At 72.8% G+C, this 18,995-nt stretch carries 16 protein-coding genes and 1 pseudogene; 5 read left to right on the top strand and 12 right to left on the bottom strand.

What is annotated here, in order from left to right:
* Window positions 1-83 precede the first annotated feature (83 nt).
* Complete coding sequence (locus AB0N31_RS12600) at window positions 84-1,064, bottom strand: NAD(P)H-quinone oxidoreductase (protein WP_366058335.1); 981 nt, start codon at window positions 1,062-1,064, stop codon at window positions 84-86.
* A gap of 153 nt (window positions 1,065-1,217) precedes the next feature.
* Here AB0N31_RS12600 and AB0N31_RS12595 point away from each other — a divergent pair, with 153 nt between their 5' ends.
* Window positions 1,218-2,222 carry an ATP-binding cassette domain-containing protein gene (locus AB0N31_RS12595; RefSeq protein WP_366058334.1) on the top strand — a complete coding sequence of 335 codons (1,005 nt, stop codon included), beginning with the start codon at window positions 1,218-1,220 and terminating at the stop codon, window positions 2,220-2,222.
* Entirely contained in the window at window positions 2,219-3,067 is an 849-nt protein-coding gene (locus AB0N31_RS12590) for an ABC transporter permease (RefSeq protein WP_366058333.1), read from the top strand. Before AB0N31_RS12595 ends, AB0N31_RS12590 begins: the two co-directional genes overlap by 4 nt.
* Before the next feature lie 68 nt (window positions 3,068-3,135).
* On the opposite strand, the pseudogene AB0N31_RS12585 reads toward AB0N31_RS12590, so the two are convergent.
* Window positions 3,136-3,804: pseudogene (locus tag AB0N31_RS12585) on the bottom strand (NAD(P)-binding protein); the annotation flags it as partial.
* 113 nt (window positions 3,805-3,917) lie between these two features.
* Between AB0N31_RS12585 and AB0N31_RS12580 the strand changes: the two are divergent.
* Entirely contained in the window at window positions 3,918-5,033 is a 1,116-nt protein-coding gene (locus tag AB0N31_RS12580) for a potassium channel family protein (protein WP_366058332.1), read from the top strand.
* Window positions 5,034-5,155: 122 nt separating this feature from the next.
* Here the strand turns inward: AB0N31_RS12580 and AB0N31_RS12575 are convergent, their stop codons facing one another.
* From AB0N31_RS12575 to pdhA, 5 genes are all read right to left on the bottom strand, one after another.
* A complete protein-coding gene (locus AB0N31_RS12575; protein WP_366058331.1) occupies window positions 5,156-6,559 on the bottom strand; it encodes a molybdopterin molybdotransferase MoeA in 1,404 nt (467 codons plus the stop codon).
* Window positions 6,556-7,470 carry an NTP transferase domain-containing protein gene (locus AB0N31_RS12570; RefSeq protein WP_366058344.1) on the bottom strand — a complete coding sequence of 305 codons (915 nt, stop codon included), beginning with the start codon at window positions 7,468-7,470 and terminating at the stop codon, window positions 6,556-6,558. Before AB0N31_RS12570 ends, AB0N31_RS12575 begins: the two co-directional genes overlap by 4 nt.
* A gap of 177 nt (window positions 7,471-7,647) precedes the next feature.
* Window positions 7,648-9,051, bottom strand: coding sequence for a dihydrolipoamide acetyltransferase family protein (locus AB0N31_RS12565; RefSeq protein WP_366058330.1), 1,404 nt, complete (start codon window positions 9,049-9,051; stop codon window positions 7,648-7,650).
* Complete coding sequence (locus tag AB0N31_RS12560) at window positions 9,051-10,055, bottom strand: alpha-ketoacid dehydrogenase subunit beta (RefSeq protein ID WP_366058329.1); 1,005 nt, start codon at window positions 10,053-10,055, stop codon at window positions 9,051-9,053. Before AB0N31_RS12560 ends, AB0N31_RS12565 begins: the two co-directional genes overlap by 1 nt.
* Window positions 10,055-11,188: a pyruvate dehydrogenase (acetyl-transferring) E1 component subunit alpha gene (gene pdhA / locus AB0N31_RS12555; RefSeq protein WP_366058328.1), complete on the bottom strand. Its 1,134-nt coding sequence runs from the start codon at window positions 11,186-11,188 to the stop codon at window positions 10,055-10,057. Before pdhA ends, AB0N31_RS12560 begins: the two co-directional genes overlap by 1 nt.
* 175 nt (window positions 11,189-11,363) lie before the next feature.
* On the opposite strand from pdhA, the gene AB0N31_RS12550 reads away from it, so the two are divergent.
* Window positions 11,364-11,912, top strand: coding sequence for an Lrp/AsnC family transcriptional regulator (locus tag AB0N31_RS12550; protein WP_366058327.1), 549 nt, complete (start codon window positions 11,364-11,366; stop codon window positions 11,910-11,912).
* 2 nt (window positions 11,913-11,914) lie between these two features.
* On the opposite strand, the gene AB0N31_RS12545 is transcribed toward AB0N31_RS12550, so the two are convergent.
* Complete coding sequence (locus tag AB0N31_RS12545; protein WP_366058326.1) at window positions 11,915-12,502, bottom strand: TetR/AcrR family transcriptional regulator; 588 nt, start codon at window positions 12,500-12,502, stop codon at window positions 11,915-11,917.
* Window positions 12,499-14,013: a 3-hydroxyacyl-CoA dehydrogenase gene (locus tag AB0N31_RS12540; RefSeq protein WP_366058325.1), complete on the bottom strand. Its 1,515-nt coding sequence runs from the start codon at window positions 14,011-14,013 to the stop codon at window positions 12,499-12,501. Before AB0N31_RS12540 ends, AB0N31_RS12545 begins: the two co-directional genes overlap by 4 nt.
* A gap of 160 nt (window positions 14,014-14,173) precedes the next feature.
* Between AB0N31_RS12540 and paaN the strand changes: the two genes are divergently transcribed.
* On the top strand, window positions 14,174-15,865 hold the full coding sequence (gene paaN / locus AB0N31_RS12535) for a phenylacetic acid degradation protein PaaN (RefSeq protein ID WP_366058324.1): 1,692 nt from the start codon (window positions 14,174-14,176) through the stop codon (window positions 15,863-15,865).
* 5 nt (window positions 15,866-15,870) lie between these two features.
* Here paaN and AB0N31_RS12530 read toward each other — a convergent pair whose 3' ends face one another.
* From AB0N31_RS12530 to AB0N31_RS12520, 3 genes are read right to left on the bottom strand one after another with little or no spacing between them, the layout of a single operon-like run.
* Window positions 15,871-16,629, bottom strand: coding sequence for a TrmH family RNA methyltransferase (locus AB0N31_RS12530; RefSeq protein WP_366058323.1), 759 nt, complete (start codon window positions 16,627-16,629; stop codon window positions 15,871-15,873).
* Entirely contained in the window at window positions 16,626-17,843 is a 1,218-nt protein-coding gene (locus tag AB0N31_RS12525) for an HTTM domain-containing protein (RefSeq protein WP_366058322.1), read from the bottom strand. Before AB0N31_RS12525 ends, AB0N31_RS12530 begins: the two co-directional genes overlap by 4 nt.
* On the bottom strand, window positions 17,840-18,676 hold the full coding sequence (locus tag AB0N31_RS12520) for a DUF5819 family protein (protein ID WP_366058321.1): 837 nt from the start codon (window positions 18,674-18,676) through the stop codon (window positions 17,840-17,842). The genes AB0N31_RS12525 and AB0N31_RS12520 overlap by 4 nt, the downstream gene beginning before the upstream one ends.
* Window positions 18,677-18,995 lie beyond the last annotated feature (319 nt).

Below are 18,995 nucleotides of genomic sequence, written 5' to 3'. Positions count from 1 at the left end.
TTTTCTATTGCCTTTAGGCGGGGGGGGTGGGCCGGAGTCCGGCCCGATCCCCACGAGAAGCCCTGAGGTCCTGCGGTGCCGATTCAGCGGGCGACCAACAGGACCTTGCCGACGTGCCCGCTGTCCTCGACGACCCGGTGCGCCGCGGCCGCGTCACTCATCGGGAGTTCGCGGTCCACGACGGGACGGACCTGGCCGGCGGCGAGCAGCGGCCAGACGTGCTCGCGTACGGCCGCGACGATCGACGTCTTCTCGCCGAGGGGGCGGGCTCGCAGCGAGGTCGCGCTGATCGCGGCACGCTTGCCGAGGAGCGTGCCGATGTTCAGCTCGCCCTTGACGCCGCCCTGCATGCCGATGATCGCCAGCCGGCCGTTGACGGCCAGGCTCTGGACGTTGCGGTCCAGGTACTTGGCGCCCATGTTGTCGAGGATGACGTCGGCGCCGGCACCGTCGGTGGCCTTCCCGATCTCGGCGACGAAGTCCTGCTCGCGGTAGTTGATCAGGATGTCCGCGCCCAGCTCGGCGCACCGCGCCAGCTTCTCCGCGCTGCCCGCGGTGACGGCGACCGTGGCGCCGACGGCCTTGGCCAGCTGGATCGCCATCGTGCCGATGCCACTGGAACCGCCGTGCACCAGCAGCGTCTCGCCGGGACGGAGGTGGGAGATCATGAAGACGTTCGACCAGACCGTGCAGGCCACCTCGGGCAGCGCCGCGGCCCGCACGAGGTCGACCCCTTCGGGCACCGGCAGCAGTTGTCCGGCCGGAACGGCGACCTTCTCGGCGTACCCGCCGCCCGCGAGCAGAGCACACACCTCGTCGCCGACGGCCCAGCCGGAGACGCCGGGGCCGAGCGCGGCGATCCGGCCGGAGCACTCCAGGCCGGGGTAGGGCGAGGCTCCCGGCGGCGGGTTGTAGAAGCCCTGCCGCTGCAGGACGTCGGCACGGTTGACGGCACTGGCCGCCACCTCGACCAGGACCTCGCCCTCGCCGGGTACGGGATCGGGGACCTCGTCCCACACCAGCGCCTCGGGACCACCAGGTTCGGGAATCGTGATCGCATGCATGAGAGCGACGCTACCCCGCGGTGGCCGGTCGCAGCCGTTCCGCCCGCCGGGCCGGGCCGGGCCGTGGCGAGAACCCGGTGCGCGACCGATGAGTTCGCGCGGTGGTGGAGGTCTTCCCTGCATCACCCACATGCGCGGAAGGAACACCCCACCATGAGCCAGCACACCGCCGGCCTGGCGATCGAGACCGCGGGCCTGGTGAAGACGTTCGGCGGGACCAGGGCCGTGGACGGCGTGGACCTCGCCGTCCCCGCCGGTACCGTCTACGGCGTCCTCGGCCCCAACGGCGCGGGCAAGACCACCACCGTGAAGATGCTCGCCACCCTGCTGCGGCCCGACGGCGGCCAGGCCCACGTCTTCGGCCACGACGTCGTCCGCGAGGCCGACGCGGTGCGCGGCCTGGTCAGCCTCACCGGGCAGTACGCGTCCGTGGACGAGGACCTCACCGGCGCCGAGAACCTGGTGCTGCTGGCCCGGCTCCTCGGGCACGCCAAGAAGGCCGCGCGCGAGCGCTCCGCACAGCTGCTGGAGGCCTTCGGGCTCACCGGCGCGGCCTCGAAGCAGGTCAAGCACTACTCGGGCGGCATGCGCCGCCGTATCGACATCGCCGCGTCCATCCTCAGCACGCCCGACCTGCTCTTCCTCGACGAGCCGACGACCGGGCTCGACCCGCGCAGCCGCAACCAGGTGTGGGACATCGTGCGAGCGGTGGTCGCGCAGGGCACCACCGTGCTGCTGACCACGCAGTACCTCGACGAGGCCGACCAGCTGGCGTCCCGCATCGCCGTCATCGACCGCGGCAAGGTGATCGCCGAAGGCACGAAGGGCGAGCTGAAGGCGTCCGTGGGCGCCGGGTCCGTCCATCTGAGGCTGCGGGACGCCGAGCAGCGCCGACAGGCCGCTGAGGTACTGAGCAGGGTGCTGGGCGCGCGGGTGCAGCACGACCCCGACCCGGTGGCCCTGACGGCCCGGCTGGCCGCGACGGCCGGTGACACGGCCGCCGAGCAGGCCGCCCGGGCCTTGGGCGAGCTGGCCAGGACCGGTGTCACCGTCGACAACTTCTCGCTGGGCCAGCCCAGCCTGGACGAGGTCTTCCTCGCCCTCACCGGACACGACACCCAGGCGGACGACGCCCTGAAGAACGAGGTGGCCGCATGAGCACCGCGACGACGAACGAGACCCGGGACCTCGCGCCGGTCCGCGCCGACTCCCTCGCGGCACTGCTGGTCGCCGAGGAGCGCCCGCGGCGGCCGAGCGCCTGGTCGACCTCCCTCACCTTCGGCTGGCGGGCCGTCCTCAAGATCAAACACGTGCCGGAGCAACTGTTCGACGTCACGGCGTTCCCGATCATGATGGTGCTGATGTACACCTATCTCTTCGGGGGCGCACTGGCCGGATCGCCCGAGGAGTACATCCAGTTCCTGCTGCCCGGCATCCTCGTGATGTCGGTCGTGATGATCACCATGTACACGGGCGTGTCGGTGAACACGGACATCGAGAAGGGCGTCTTCGACCGGTTCCGCTCGCTGCCGATCTGGCGGCCTTCGACGATGGTCGGCTATCTCCTCGGCGACGCCCTGCGCTACGCCATCGCGTCCGTGGTGATGCTCACCGTCGGCATGATCCTCGGATACCGGGCGGACGGCGGGGTTCTCGGGGTCCTCGCCGGCGTCGCCCTGCTGATCGTCTTCTCGTTCGCGTTCTCGTGGATCTGGACCATGTTCGGGCTGCTGCTGCGCACCGAGAAGTCGGTGATGGGCGTCAGCATGATGGTGATCTTCCCGCTGACCTTCCTGTCCAACGTGTTCGTCGACCCGAGGACCATGCCGGGCTGGCTCCAGGCGTTCGTGAACAACAGCCCGGTCACCCACCTCGCGTCCGCGGTGCGCGGGCTGATGGCCGGTGACTGGCCGGCCGCCGAGGTCGCCTGGTCGCTGGGCTGGGCGGGAGTGTTCGTGCTGGTCTTCGGGCCCGTGACGATGCGCCTCTACAACCGCAAGTAGCGGTTGCGCCTCTGCCACCGCACCGTGCGGCGGCGCCCCTCAACCGCAGGCCGGGGTGTGCGGCCCGGTCAGAAGCGCAGGGCCTTCGGCGCCTTCGGCGGCACCCGCACGATGGTGACGAGGCGGTCCGTCAACTCCAGCACCCCGAGGGACGGATCGTCGTAGGCCAGCACCCGGTGACCGCGCACGACGCTCACCACCAGGTCGTCCGTCTCGCGCGGGGCGCGCCCCGCCTCGGCCTTGGTGACCGGCCGTTCGACGAGGTCGAGTCCACTGCCCTGGTGGATGAGGTCCTCCATCACCCGGCCCGCCGCGGGGCTGAGCACGGACAGGCCGAGAAGCCGCCCGGCCGCTCCCGCACTGGTGATGACCTCGTCGGCGCCGGACTGCTTCAGCAGCGGCGCGTTCTCCTCCTCGCGCACCGCGGCCACGATCTTCGCCCGCGGATTGAGCTGGCGGGCCGTCAGGGCCACCAGCACGGCCGTGTCGTCGCGTTCCGTCGCGATGATGATCCGCCCGGCCCGCTGCACCTCCGCCCGCCGCAGGACGTCACTGCGGGTGCCGTCACCGACCACACCCTCGTAGCCCTCGGCCGTCGCCGCCTCGATCATCCTGGCATCGGGATCGATCACGACGACCTGCTCCTTTCGCAGCCCCGCCGTACAGGCGGTCCGGATCGCGGAGCGGCCTTTCGTTCCGAATCCGACGACGACAGTGTGGTCGCGCAAGGGGGACCTCCGGGTTGCTGGGCGAAAGCTCGGTGGGCAAACGGGTGTCGCGTGCGATGGGCGCGACTCCGCCGTGAACCATGGTGCCCACCGATCGGATCACCACCACAGGGGGCCACGCGATGCGAGACCATGAACGACAGCCGACCGGACCGGGACGGCTCTCTCTCTTCCGGTCCCTGTGGTACCGCTCGCGCGCCGAAGCACGGGACGACGCCGAGGCGGGCCGCTCCATCACGATGCCGCTGCAGAGCGCCCTCCCCCCGCTCCAGCAGGTGCTGCGGCGCCTCGCCCTCGGCCTGCTGGTGCTGATGGTCACCACACTGATCGTCTACCTCGACCGGGGCGGCTACAACGACAACTCCGACAGCTCCGTCGACTTCCTCGACGCCGCCTACTACGCCACCGTCACCCTCTCCACCACCGGCTACGGCGACATCACCCCCGTCAGCGACTCGGCCCGACTCGTCAACATCCTCGTCATCACGCCGCTGCGCGTGCTGTTCCTGATCATCCTGGTCGGCACGACCCTCGAAGTCCTCACCGAGCGCACCCGTCAGCAGGTCCGCATCCACCGCTGGCGCAGCCGCACCCACCGGCATGTCGTGGTCGTCGGCTACGGCACCAAGGGTCGGCACGCGGTGAAGACGCTCGTCGGACAGGGCGTTCCCAAGGAGCAGATCGTCGTGGTGGACGCCCAGGGCAAGGCCGCGCACGCGGCCGGGGACGACGGGCTGGTGTCGGTGATGGGGGACGCCACCCGTTCGGAGACGCTGCTCAAGGCCGAGGTCTCCCACGCCTCCCGGGTGATCGTGGCCCCGCAGCGCGACGACACCGCCGCCCTGGTCACGCTCACCGCCCGCCAGCTGAACAAGCGCGCCACGATCGTCGTCGCCGCGAGGGAGGACGAGAACGTGCCGCTGCTCAAGCAGAGCGGCGCGGACACCGTGGTCACCAGCTCCAGCTCCGCCGGCCGGTTGCTGGGCGTCTCCATGGTCAGCCCGACCGTGGCCAGAACCCTGGAGGACCTCATGACTCTGGGCAGCGGCCTGGATCTCATCGAGCGCCCCGTCACCGGGCAGGAGGCGGGCAAGTCGCCGCGCGCGTCCACGGACCTGGTGGTGGCGGTCGTCCGCGGCAAGGAGCTGCTGGACTTCGCCGACCCCCGCCTCACGCAGCTTCAGGCGGGGGACCGGGTGATCACGGTGAGCCGGGCAAAGGTGGTCGAGCAGGCGTGAGCCGGGCGCCATGCTTCCGACGGCGCACTCCTCCGCGGGAATGTTTCACGTGAAACGGCCCGACACGACCTATCCGGGTGTTTCACGTGAAACACCCGGACGACTCGCCCCCTTCGGATGTTTCACGTGAAACAGGCGTCGACCCCGGCTGCCGCCCATGGAAGATCGAGCAGTTCCGTCTCCTGGCCGACTCCCGCACCACCGGGCGGCACGACGGCGAGCGCGTCGGCCGCCGCGATGCCCCGCAGCATCGCCGGGCCGTTGTAGTGCAGCGGCACGGCGTGGTCGCCTCGCAGGACGACCGGGACGAGCCGGGTGTCCCGCGGATGACCGTGCGCCGCCTCCCGCAGGGGCAACGTGTACGGCTCCGGGGCGGGGCGGCCGGCGAGAGTGCGCAGCAGGGGCTCGGCGAGCGTGAGGAGCCCGGAGACGGCCGCGAGGGGGTTGCCCGGCAGGCCGACGAGGTGCCGGTCCTCCGTGATCCTGGCCAGCAGCATCGGATGGCCGGGACGCACCTCGACCCCGTCGACCAGCAGTTCGGCGCCGATGCGGCGCAGGGTGGGGTGAACATGGTCGACGGGCCCCGCGGCCGTCCCGCCGGTGGTGACGATCAGATCGGCCGTGGACGTGGTGAGGGCCTGGTGCAGGGCTTCCGCGTCGTCGCCGAGCCTGCGCAGCGCCACCACCTCGGCGCCCATCGCCCGCAGCCACGGCGGAAGCATCGGTCCGAGCGCGTCCCGGATGAGTCCGTCGTGCGGGCGGCCCTCGGTGAGGAGTTCATCGCCGAGGACGAGCACCTCGACACGAGGGCGGGGGACCGCGGCGAGCGTGTCGTATCCGGCGGCCGCGGCGAGCCCGAGCACGGCCGGGGTCACCACCGCTCCGACGGGGAGCAACTGATCACCGCTGCGGCACTCCTGGCCGCGTGGACGGATGTCCTGCCCGTGCTGGAGGTCCCGGTCGGGGTACAGCCGGCCCTTCTCGTCGGTGCGGCCGTGCTCGCTGCGCAGCACCGCGGTCGTGTCCGAGGGGATCCGGGCACCGGTGGCGATCCGGACGGCCTCGCCGTCGACGAGACGGGCGGGACCGGCCTCTCCGGCCAGAACACCCTGGTCGCGTACGGCCCAGGGACCGGGCCCGGCGACCGCCCAGCCGTCCATCGCGGAGGTGTCGAAGGAGGGCAGGTCGGTCAGGGCGGTGAGGGGAGCGGCCAGCACGAGGCCGAGAGCGTCTTCCAGAGCCACGGAGACGGGCGTGCCGCGGGCGGCGAGGGAACGGGCGGTACGACCGGCGCGGGCGCGGGCGTCGGCCCAGGCGGTGGCGACGGCCTTCCCGTGACGTGCTTCGCGGGCGGGGGCGGTGCCGGCGTGCGAGCCATGACCCTCGCCGTGCGTGACCGCCGGGGCGGGTGTGGCGTCGGCGGCCGGACGGGCGGGTCGGTTGCCGTGCTTCACGAGGGCGAGCGCCTCCTCGACGTCGAGATCCTCTTCGGCGTCCTCACCGTCCCGGATGCCGGGGGCGGTCATCCTGCGTCCGGGCGGGTGTCGGGCGTGGCGTCGGGTGCCACGTCGGGCTGTCCCGGGGCGGACCCGGCACCGGGAGCGGCGGCCCCGTCCGTCCCACCGGTCCCGCCGGCCTCCTCCGCCCAGCGGATCGCCAGGGCGGCGGCCTTGCGGGTCGCCTCGGCGACGGCTTCCGGGCCTCCCCCGGCCCGCCCGGCGACGTAGCCCACCAGGAAAGTCGTCAGGGGAGCCGCCGGCCGGGCCACTCCGTGGGCGGCGTCGCGGGCGAGGTCGAGGAGAGCACCGGTGTCGACCTCGAGATCGATGCCCAGCTCGTTCTTGACTGCGGAAATCCATTCATCCAACACGTGGCCATGCTCCCTGATGCGTGCTCTGGCGGCGGCGATGTCGTCCCAGGTGTCGCAGTCGAAGGACGCGACGGGATCGGGGACGCGGGTGAGGTCGAGACCGGCGGTCAGCCGGCGCAGGGGCAGCCCCGTGAGGCCGCCGTGCTCCTCGCCGAGCGCCGAGAGTTCGCGGCGCAGGGCGGACGTGCGGTAGGCGGCGACGAGCGGCTGGTCGCGGCCGTCGGCGTCGGTGAGCAGCGCGCCCTCGGCGCCCTCCGCGTCCAGGACGGCCAGCAGCCGCCGGACGGTGTCCGCCGCGAGGAACGGCAGGTCGGCGGAGAGGACGACGACGGAGCCCGCGGTGACGTGGCGCAGCCCGGCGCCGAGTGCCGCCACCGGTCCCGCGCCGGGCGGATCCTCGCGTGCCCAGCGCACGGGCCGGACGGTCGGCCGCGGGTCCGAGACGACGACCGTGGTCTCCGCGTCGGCGCAGGCTCCGAGCACCCGGTCGAGCAGGGCGCGCCCGCCCACCCGCACACCGGGCTTGTCGGCGCCGCCGAGCCGACGGGCGCCGCCGCCGGCGAGCACGACGGCATCGTGGCCGCCGGCACGGCGGACGAGGGGAACGCCGACGCCCTGCTCGAAAGGCGCGGCGGCGTCCTGGGCGGGGCGATCACCGGAGGTGACCGCCCGCGGCTCGTTCGGAGTCACCCCCCGAGTATGCGCGGCACTCCGATCACACGGAACGGCGGAGTGCCCACACGGTCACAGGGTGCGCAGCAGCACCGCCGGCTGTTCCACGCAGTCCGCCACATGGCGCAGGAAGCCGCCCGCCGTGCCGCCGTCGCACACCCGGTGGTCGAAGGTGAGCGAGAGCTGGACGACCTGACGCACGGCCAGTTCGCCCTCGTGCACCCAGGGCTTGGGGACGATGCGGCCGACACCGAGCATGGCGGCCTCGGGGTGGTTGATGATCGGCGTGGAGCCGTCGACGCCGAAGACGCCGTAGTTGTTCAGCGTGAACGTCCCGCCGGTCAGATCGGCCGGTGTGAGGGTGCCGGTGCGGGCCGCCTCGGTGAGCCGGGCGAACTCCGCGCCGAGGCCCTCGGTGTCGCGGGCGTGCGCGTCGCGAACGACGGGCACCACGAGACCCCGCTCGGTCTGGGCGGCGAAGCCGAGGTGGACGTGGTCCAGGCGGACGACCTCCCTGGCTTCCTGGTCGACGGTGGAGTTGAGCTCCGGGAAGCGGGCCAGGGCCGCGGTGCAGATCCGGGCCAGGAGCGCCAGGAGGGAGATCTTCGGCCCCCCGGCCGCGTTCATCGCCTTACGGGCACGCATCAGCTCGGTCGCGTCCGCGTCGACCCAGCAGGTCGCGTCGGGAATCTCGCGCCGGCTGCGGGAGAGCTTGTCGGCGACGGCCCCGCGGACGCCCTTGAGCGGGATGCGGTTGCCGGCCGTGGCCGCGGTGGGGGCGGGGGTGACGACCGCCGCCTGTGGTGCCACGCGCGGGTGCGGCTCGGCAGTCGCCGTCGTGGTCCGGCCCTGCGCGGCCGCGGCCCGCAGCGCGTACTCCACGTCGGCCCGCAGGATCAGGCCGTCGGGACCGGAGCCGGTCAGCTCCCTCAGGTCGATGCCGTTCTCACGGGCCAGCCTGCGCACGAGGGGGGAGATCACCGCCACGGGGCCGTCCGCCGCCTCGGCGGTCCGTACTCCCCCGTTCGCCGAGGCCACCGACGGCGCCACGGGCACGGGGGCGGGGGCCGGCCGGTCCGGCCGCACCCTGCGGCGGCGCGCGGGCGCCTCGGAGGTCCCGTACCCCACGAGGACGTTGCCCGAGCCCTGGCCGCCCGCGGCGGCCGACGTGCCCTGGCTGCCCTCGGTGACCGGGGCGTCCTGGCCGTCCGTCGAGCCGCCGGAGGCCGGTGCGCCCACGGCGACCGTGATCAGCGGGGCGCCGACGGGCAGTTCCGTACCCTCCTCGCCGAAGCGGGCGGTGACCACACCGCCGTAGGGGCAGGGCACCTCGACCATGGCCTTGGCCGTCTCGACCTCGACGACCGGCTGGTCGACGGCGACGACGTCACCGACCTCGACCAGCCAGCGGACGATCTCCGCCTCGGTGAGTCCCTCCCCGAGGTCGGGGAGCTTGAACTCCAGCACCTGTGCCATCAGCTCTCGGCCTCCCACTGCAGACGCGCCACGGCGTCCAGGATGCGGTCGACGCCGGGCAGGTGGTGGCGCTCCAGCATCGGCGGCGGGTAGGGGATGTCGAACCCGGCGACGCGCAGCACCGGTGCTTCCAGGTGGTGGAAGCAGCGCTCCGTGACGCGGGCCGCGATCTCCCCGCCCGGGCCTCCGAAGGAGCCCGATTCGTGGACGACGACCGCCCGTCCGGTCCGCCGCACCGAGGCGGTGACCGTCTCGTCGTCGAACGGCACCAGGGAGCGCAGGTCGACGACTTCGAGGTCCCAGCCCTCGGCCCGGGCCGCCTCGGCGGCTTCGAGGCACACGGGCACCGACGGCCCGTACGTGACGAGTGTGGCGCTCCGGCCCGAGCGCCGCACCACCGCGCGGCCGATGGGTTCAACGGCTGTCGGCTCCTCAGGGTTCCAGGAGTCCTTCGACCAGTACAGGCGCTTGGGTTCGAGGACGACGACCGGATCGTCGGAGGCGATGGCGGCACGCAGCAGACCGTAGGCGTCGGCGACCGTGGCGGGCGTGACGACGTGCAGCCCGGGGGTGGCCATGTAGTAGGCCTCGGAGGAGTCGCTGTGGTGCTCGACACCGCCGATGCCGCCGCCGTAGGGGACGCGGATCGTGACGGGCAGCGGCATGCGGCCGCGGGTGCGGTTGCGCATGCGGGCGACATGGCTGACGAGCTGCTCGAACGCCGGGTAGGCGAAGGCGTCGAACTGCATCTCCACGACCGGGCGGAGGCCGTACATGGCCATGCCGACCGCGGTGCCCAGGATGCCCGCCTCGGCCAGCGGGGTGTCCGTGCAGCGGTCCTCGCCGAACTCCGCGGCGAGCCCGTCGGTGACCCGGAAGACGCCGCCGAGGGTGCCCACGTCCTCACCGAGGACGTGCACGGACGGGTCGGCGGCCATCGCGTCGCGCAGGGCGCGCGTGAGGGCCTGCGCCATGGTGGCGGGCTTGACGGCGACGGTGGTCATCAGTGCGTTCCTCCCTGCTCCGCCTCGATCTCGGCCTGCAGCAGGGCGCGCTGTTCACGAAGTTGCGTGGTGGGCTCGGCGTACACATGGGCGAAGAGGTCCATGGGGTCGAGCGGGGCGTCCTGGTTCATGCGGGCGCGCAGGTCGGCGGCCATGGTCTCGGCGGCGTCCCGCGCCGCCTGCTTCGTCTCCTCGTCGAGCAGCCCGCGCGCGGTCAGCTCGTGTTCCAGCAGGTCGATCGGGTCGTGCCCGCGCCAGGTCTCGACCTCGGCGTCGCCGCGGTAGCGGGTCGCGTCGTCGGCGTTGGTGTGGGCGTCCACGCGGTAGGTGATCGCCTCGACGAGCGTGGGACCGCCGCCCGCGCGCGCGTGCCGTACGGCGTCGGCGAGCACCTCGTGCACGGCGGCCGCGTCGTTGCCGTCGACCAGCCGGCCGGGCATGCCGTACCCGACGGCCTTGTGGGCCAGCGAGGGCGCGGCGGTCTGCTTGGCGAGCGGGACGGAGATCGCGAATCCGTTGTTCTGGACGAGGAAGACGACCGGCGCCCGCCAGACGGCGGCGAAGTTCAGCGCCTCGTGGAAGTCGCCCTCGCTGGTGCCGCCGTCGCCGACCATGGCGAGCGCCACCACGTCGTCGCCCTTGAGGCGGGCGGCGTGCGCGAGGCCCACGGCGTGCGGGAGCTGCGTGGCGAGCGGGGTGCTCAGGGGGGCCACGCGGTGCTCGTAGGGGTCGTAGCCGGTGTGCCAGTCGCCGCGCAGCAGCGTGAGGGCCTCCACCGGGTCCACGCCGCGGGCGACGACCGCGAGGGTGTCGCGGTAGCTGGGGAAGAGCCAGTCCTGCTCCTGGAGGGCGAGGGCGGCGGCGACCTCGCAGGCCTCCTGGCCGGTGCTGGAGGGGTAGACGGCGAGGCGGCCCTGCTTGGTCAGGGCGGTGGCCTGCGCGTTGTACCGACGGCCGCGCACCAGCTGGGCGTAGAGCCTGCGCAGCAGCTCCGGGTCGGCCTGCGCGGCCGCCTCGGTGCCGAGGACGCGGTACGGCTCCGCGTCGGGCAGCAGCGGCGCGGGGTCGGTGCGGGGCTGCCAGGCGGGCGGCGGTGTCGGCCGGTATCCGCCCCGCTGCTCCATGACCGTCATGACGGCACCTCCTCGTGGGAGTGGCTACGGGGGACGGGTCGGCTGTGACCCGCCTCACCTACCGATTGTTCGGTCGTCGGCACATTTTGGCTACAGGGCCCCTCAGGCTGTGGACAAACGGTTCTTCACAACCTGAGATGGGTGCAGGACGTCCACGGCGAAGAGGCGGGGGGACATGACAGCTGAACAAATGGCCGAGAGCGCCGAGAGCCCGGACGGCAGCTCACCGCCGCGCGCGGAGACCACGACCGCGCCGCGCGCGGAGACCAAGCCCCCGCCCCGACCGCTCGACGCCATCGACCAGGACATCCTCCAGATGCTCCAGGCGGACGGCCGGGCCTCGATACGGTCGGTCGCCGAGCGGGTCCACGTGTCGCGTGCCAACGCCTACGCACGCATCAACCGGCTCGTCGAGGACGGCGTGATCCGCGGCTTCGGCGCGCGCGTGGACCATGAGCGCGCGGGCCACGGAACGTCCGCCTACGTCACGCTGAAGATCGTCCAGAACTCCTGGCGCACGGTCCGCGAGCAGCTCAGACAGCTGCCCGGCGCCTCCCACATCGCCCTGGTGGGCGGCGACTTCGACGTCCTGCTGCTGGTGCACACGCCCGACAACAGGGCACTGCGCGAACTGGTGCTCACCCGCCTCCAGGCGATCCCGGAGGTGCTCAGCACGCGCACGCTGCTGGTGTTCGAGGAGGAGGACCTGGAGCCGCAGGGATGACCTCAGGCCCGCAGCAGCCCTGAGAACACCAGCCGGGCGACCGCGTCGCCCACCTCGCGCTCGCCCATGCCCCGCCCGTCCGGGCGGTACCACTCGACGATCGAGTTGATCATGCCGAAGACGAGCCTGGTCGCGAGCCGCACCTCCACGTCGCCGCGTACGTCCCCCTCGGCGGCGGCCGCCTTCAGCAGCGCGGCCACCCGGTGGTCGAAGTCGCGCCGCCGTTCCAGCGCCCACCGCTCGGTACCGGTGTTGCCGCGCACCCGCAGCAGCAGCGTCACGTAGGGCAGTTCGGAGATGAGCACCTCGACCATGCGCCGCACGACGTACTCCAGGCGCTCCACGGCACGTCCCACGCGCGCGTGCTCCTCGTCGAGGATCCCGAAGAGGCCGTCCAGCGCCCGGGTCACCGCCCGTCGCAGCAGTTCCTCCTTGCCGCTGACGTGGTGGTATATCGACGACTTGGAGATGCCGGCCGCCTTGGAGAGGTGCTCCATGGAGGTGCCGTCGTAGCCGCGCTCGATGAAGACCTGCACGGCGACCGAGAGCAGGGTCTCCGGGGTGTACGTGTCGCGCTTGGCCGTGGTCATGGGGTGCCCTCCCGCTTGTCGGCGGAGTGTCCGTGGCGGTAGAGCGCCAGAGAGGGCGCGTAGCGGCCGGAGGGCTCGCGCAGGTGCAGCTCCTCCAGGAGGTCGTGGGCCCAGACCCTGCCGAGCCTGCGGCTCCACTCGAAGGGGCCGAGCGGGTAGTTGACGCCCAGGCGCATCGCGGTGTCGACGTCCTCCTCGGTGGCGACGCCCTTGGCGACGGCGTCGTGCGCGAGGTCGACGATCCGCGCGACCGTACGGGCGACGATCATGCCGGGGACATCGCCGATGACGCTGACGTCCTTGCCGAGCGCCTGGAAGAGGCCGATGGCCTCTGAGAGCGTCTGCTGGGGGGTGTCCTGGGAGGCGGACACGGCGATGCGGGTGGCCTTGCGGTAGTCCAGGGCGAGGTCGAAGTAGACGACGTCCCGGAACTCCACCGAGGTCTGGCCGTCGGCGAGGGCGAGCTGGCCGCCGCTCGGCAGCACCAGGCGGGTGCCGCCGTCCTCGTCCTCCTCGCGGACCTGGATGCCCGCCTCGCGGATCATCGCGAGCAGCTCCGAGGCGGGCCCCAGGTCGCCCTCGGCGATCACGTACGCGGGCGGCCGGCGCTTCTCCGCGGTGTGCGGCTCGGCCCGCTCGGCGCCGTCGCGGTGGTCGAACCAGCCCTGTCCGGTCTTGCGGCCCAGGCGGCCGGACTCGACCAGGCGGCGCTGGGACAGCGAGGGGGCGAAGCGCACGTCCTGGAAGAAGGACTGCCACACGGAGTGCGTGACGGACTCGTTGACGTCCTGGCCGATCAGGTCGGTGAGTTCGAACGCCCCCATCCGGAAGCCGCCGGACTCGCGCAGGACCGCGTCGATGGTGGCCGGGTCGGCGCCCTGCGCCTCGTGGACCGCGAAGGCCTCGGCGTAGAAGGGCCGGGCGATGCGGTTGACGATGAACCCCGGGGTGTCGGCGCAGGCGACGGGCGTCTTGCCCCAGGCACGGGCGGTCTCGTACGCGCGCGTGGCCGACGAGACGTCGGTGGCGAACCCCGAGACGACCTCGACCAGCGGCAGCAGCGGCGCCGGGTTGAAGAAGTGCAGACCGACGAGACGGCCCGGGTTGCGCAGGGCGCCTCCGATGGCCGTCACCGACAGGGAGGAGGTGTTCGTGGCGAGCAGACAGTCCTCGCCGACCACGTCCTCCAGGGCGCGCATCAGCTCCTGCTTGACGTCCAGCCGCTCCAGGACGGCCTCCACGACCAGCGCGCAGTCCGCGAGTCCGGCGAGGCTGTCCACGGGTGTGAGGCGGGCGCGGGCGGCGTCCCGCTCGGCGGCGGTGAGACGGTCCTTCTCGACGAGCCGGTCGAGACGGGCACCGATCGTGGCGGCCGCTTCTCCCGCGCGCCCGGCGACGGCGTCGTACAGCCGCACCGGGTGGCCCGCGGTCAGCGCGACCTGGGCGATGCCCTGGCCCATGGTGCCGGTGCCGACGACGGCCACGGGGCTGCTGAGGTCGAGTGCTGTCATGTGCGCGATCCTCCCGCACGGGGTTTTCCACAGATGCGGCGGACCCCCTTGTCCCGACCGATCGTTCGGTTACTCTAACCCTGACTGCCCGTTCCTGTCCCTGTTTCCGTCCAGGTCCAGAGCTCGACGAAGAGTTCTCCAGACGAGGAGTTGGTCCCGCATGGCCGCCGAACTCACCGCTCACGCCTTGATCGCCAAGCACCGGCCCACTCTCGACCAGGCCCTGGAAGCGATCCGCACCCGCGCATACTGGTCCCCGCACCCCGAGCACCCCAAGGCCTACGGCGCCGACGGCAGCCTGGACGCGGCGGCGGGCAAGGCGGCCTTCGACGGCCTCCTGGGCACCCGCCTCGACCTCGGCCAGCCCGGCACCGACGGCTGGGTGGGCGGCGAGGTCTCGCCGTACGGCATCGAGCTGGGCGTCGAGTATCCGCACGCGGACATCGACGAGCTGCTGCCCGCCATGAAGGCCGGTCAGCGCGCCTGGCGGGACGCGGGCGCGGAGATGCGCGCGGTGGTCTGCCTGGAGATCCTCAAGCGCGTCAGCGACCGGACCCACGAGTTCGCGCACGCGGTCATGCACACCTCCGGCCAGGCCTTCATGATGGCGTTCCAGGCGGGCGGCCCGCACGCGCAGGACCGCGGCCTGGAGGCGGTGGCGTACGCGTACGTGGAGCAGGTCCGCACGCCCGACACGGCGGAGTGGACCAAACCGCAGGGCAAGCGCGACCCGTTGGCGCTGACCAAGCAGTTCACGCCGGTGCCGCGCGGGATCGCCCTGGTGATCGGCTGCAACACCTTCCCGACGTGGAACGGCTATCCGGGCCTGTTCGCCTCCCTCGCCACCGGCAACGCGGTCCTGGTGAAGCCCCACCCGCGCGCGGTGCTGCCGCTCGCGCTGACCGTGGCCGTCGCGCGCGAGGTGCTCGCGGAGGCGGGCTTCGACCCGAACCTGGTGGCGCTCGCCGCCGAGCGGCCCGACGAGGGCATCGCCAAGACCCTGGCCACCCGCCCCGAGATCAGGATCGTCGACTACACCGGCTCTACCGCTTTCGGTGACTGGCTGGAGGCCAACGCCCGCCAGGCGCAGGTCTACACCGAGAAGGCCGGCGTCAACACGGTGCTCGTCGAGTCGGCCGCCGACTACCAGGGCATGCTGTCCAACCTGGCGTTCTCGCTGTCCCTGTACAGCGGCCAGATGTGCACCACCCCGCAGAACCTGCTGGTCCCCCGCGACGGCATCCGTACCGACGAGGGGCCCAAGACCTACGACGAGGTCGTCGCCGACCTGGCCCGCGCGGTCGACGGCCTCCTCGGCGACGACGCGCGCGCGAACGCCCTGCTGGGCGCGATTGTCAACCCGGACGTGAAGGCCCGACTGGAGGCCGCGGCCGGTCTCGGCGAGGTCGCCCTGGCCTCCCGCGAGGTGAGCAACCCCGAGTTCCCGGGCGCCGTCGTGCGCACCCCGGTGATCGTCAAGCTCGACGGGGCCAAGCCCGAGGACGAGGCGGCCTACATGAGCGAGTGCTTCGGGCCGGTCTCCTTCGCCGTCGCGGTCGACTCGGTGGTGGACGCCGTCGAGCTGCTGCGGCGCACGGTCCGCGAGAAAGGCGCGATGACGGTCGGCGCGTACACGACCGACGAGGAGGTGGAGCGGGCCGTCCAGGAGGTCTGCCTGGAAGAGGCGGCGCAGCTCTCGCTCAACCTCACCGGCGGGGTGTACGTCAACCAGACGGCCGCCTTCTCCGACTTCCACGGCTCGGGCGGCAACCCGGCGGCCAATGCCGCGCTCACCGACGGCGCGTTCGTGGCGAACCGCTTCCGTGTGGTCGAGGTCCGCCGGGAGGCCTGAGGACCCTACGCGCGCGGGGCGCCCCCGGTCGCGCTCCAGTGGTACAGCGTCATGGCCACACTGGTCGCGAGGTTGTAGCTGGAGACCTGGGGGCGCATCGGCAGGGCCAGCAGGTGGTCGGCCCGCGCGCGCAGTGCCCCGGACAGCCCGCTGCGCTCCGAACCGAAGGCGAGGACGGCGTCGTCCGGGAGCTTCACGCCCCGGATGTCCTCCCCTTCCGGGTCGAGCGCGAACACCGGCCCGGCCGGCAGCTCGTCGGCGGTCAGCCGCTCCACGGCGGTCGCGAAGTGCAAGCCGGCGCCGCCGCGCACCACGGTCGGGTGCCAGGGGTCGAGCGTGCCGGTGGTGACCACGCCGGTCGCCCCGAAGCCGGCGGCCAGCCGGATCACCGCACCCGCGTTGCCGAGGTTGCGCGGATCGTCGAGGACCACGACGGGCGCCGGGCGGGGCGTGCGGGACAGCGCCCGCAGATTGGCCTCGCGGGACGGCCGTACCGCCAGGGCTGCCACGGCGGTGGGATGCGGCCGCGGCACCAGCGAGGCGTAGACCGCCTCCGGCACCTCCGTCAGGAGCGCCTCCAGTGCCGCCCTCACGTCGGGGGCGAGATCGTCGGCGAGGGCGAGCGCCGCCCGCCGGTCCACGGCGACCGCCACCGGCACGTGGGCCCCGAAGCGCACGGCGTGCTTCACGGCGTGGAAGCCGTCGAGCAGCACACAGCCGTCGGCGAGCCGGCGCCATCGGCCGAGCGGATCGGGATCGGTCATGCCGGGAAGCCTACGCGGCTGGGCTCGGCGTCCCCGGGCTCGTGCGCCCCCCGCTGCTCGGGCACCGCGGCACCGCGCCGCGGCAGCAACGCCTCCCACACGCGCGCGGCCCAGCCGCCCGGCCGCCGCAGGAACGACGTCGGCAGGAAGACCGCGTCCGTCGCGATCATCGCCAGGGAGAAGAACGGCAGCCCGAGGAGCACCGCGATCGCGGTGTGCTCGGCGATCATGGCGACGAGCAGGACGTTCTTCACACGCCGGTTGAACAGGGTGAACGGGAAGGCGACCTGCACGATGACCGTCCCGTACGTCACGAGCATCACCATGGTGCCGCTGGACGACAGCAGATCGCCGAGCGCCGGCCAGGGGGAGAAGTAGTCCAGGTGCAGCGGGTAGTAGGCGGCGGTGCCGTCCTGCCAGCGCGAGCCCTGGATCTTGTACCAGCCGGCCGTCGCGTAGATCAGACAGGCCTCCGCCATGATCACCAGCAGGGCGCCGTTGTGCAGGACGTCGGTGATCACGTCGAGCAGGATCCGGGGCTGCGCGGACGTCGCGAGGCGCCCGACGGCCCACCGCACGCCCAGCGCGGCCCACACCGTCCACAGGATCAGCGGCACGGTCCAGTCGCCGTCGAGCCGGCCGCCCGCAGTCACCGCGACCAGCACCACGCCGAACACGCTCCACAGGGCGGGCCCGACCCGGTCGGTGACGTGCTCCCCACGCGCGCGTGCCTCGGCCGCGCGCCGCTCCCGCCGCGCGTCCAGCGACCAGACCCGGCCGCAGCGCAGGAAGACCAGGTACATCGACATCAGGTGCAGGACGTTGTCGCCGCCGTCGCCCACGAAGACGCTGCGGTTCTGCAGCGAGAGCACGCCCACCATGAACAGCACCGACGTGGTGCGGGTGCGCCAGCCCAGCAGCAACAGCAGGCTCGACAGGACCGACAGCGCGTACACCGTCTCGAACCAGCCCCGGCCCTCCGACCACATCAGGGCCGTGAAGGCGCCGTTGTCGTCGATCAGCCGCCGGGCCAGCTCCCAGCTCCACGGGCCGTCGGGACCGTACAGCTCCGCACGGTGGGGAAGCTCGCGCAGCAGGAACAACAGCCAGGTCAGGCTGAACCCGATGCGGACCACGGCGCTCTGGTACGGCCCGAGCGCCGAGCCGGTGACGCGCGCGATCACGGCGGACACCGACAGGGAGAACCGGTTCACCGCGCGCCTCCCTCGGTATCACCGGCGGCCAGTGGCCACCAGGGCAGCACCCGGTAGACCGGCTTCGACGAGACCTTGTCGGTGCTCCAGGACGGCGCCGGCACGTTGGTGGTGCGGGAGCGGACCTGGACGCGTTCTATGGTGCCGCCCCGGCCGGCCGCCTCGCCGCGCTCCAGCCGCAGCACGACGATGTTGCACAGATAGGTCTCGGCGAGAGTGCTGCGCGGGCCCGTCGAGCGGTTGTCGGAGTCGTGCGAGCCGACGTAGAAGTCCCAGGCGCGGCGCAGCTCGTTCTGCTGGGTGTGGCTCGGCACCAGGTTGCCGTCGATGCCCCGGCCGTCCTGGGCGGACAGGTCGAACCAGCCGGTGGTGCGCGCCGTTCCGTCGCCGGTGCGGACGTCGGCGCGGACCTGGACGGCGATGTTCTGCTGGAGCGGGTTGGGCGCGAAGAGCTTCCAGTTCTGTTCGAACTCCGGGTAGACGTATTCGTCGATCGCCTTGCCGTGCGCCTTGGTGACCGTGTTGGACGGCGCGACATGGAGGAACACCATGCCGACGTGGACGCAGACGGCGACCGCGACGACGGCGAGCGCCAAGGCGGCGACGACCTGGTAGCGCAGGGAGAGAGCGGCGACGCCGCCCCGCGGCTCGGCCCCGGCCGGGGGCCCGTCCTGCACGGCCCCGGCGCGGACGCCGGGCAGGCCGCCCCGAACGTCCTCGGTCCGGACGCCGGGCAGGTCGTCCCGCACCCGCTGCTCCTCCGCCGACGCCTCCGGCCCCCGCGGCGCCTCGGCCTCCCGCGGGGGGCCGGCGCCTCCGTCGTACGCGTTCATTCCGCCCCGTTCCCCGATTCCGGTCCGTCTTCCGCCTGCTCGCCGGGCCACGGCGACCCGTTCGTACCCGCCGGCGCGTCCACGTCGACCCGCTCCCGCGCACCGCGTGCGCGGGCACGGGTCGGGACGGCCTTCGCACGGCTGTCGCACGGAACGGTACTCAGCCCGGCCCGTCCCGCGCAGCCCTCCCCCCGGGCGGGGCCGGACCGGTACGCCGCGAGGCCCCGCCGCCGACGGGCCGCCCGAGTTTTCCCACAGGGACGCCCGCAGGTTGTCCACAGCGGTTGACACCTTACGACGGCCGTCTCACCATGGAATC

It is taken from the genome of Streptomyces sp. NPDC051051 (assembly GCF_040682975.1).
Taxonomy (GTDB): domain Bacteria; phylum Actinomycetota; class Actinomycetes; order Streptomycetales; family Streptomycetaceae; genus Streptomyces.
Note: the sequence above shows the minus strand (reverse complement) of the source record. Positions and strands in the feature narration are given on the sequence as shown.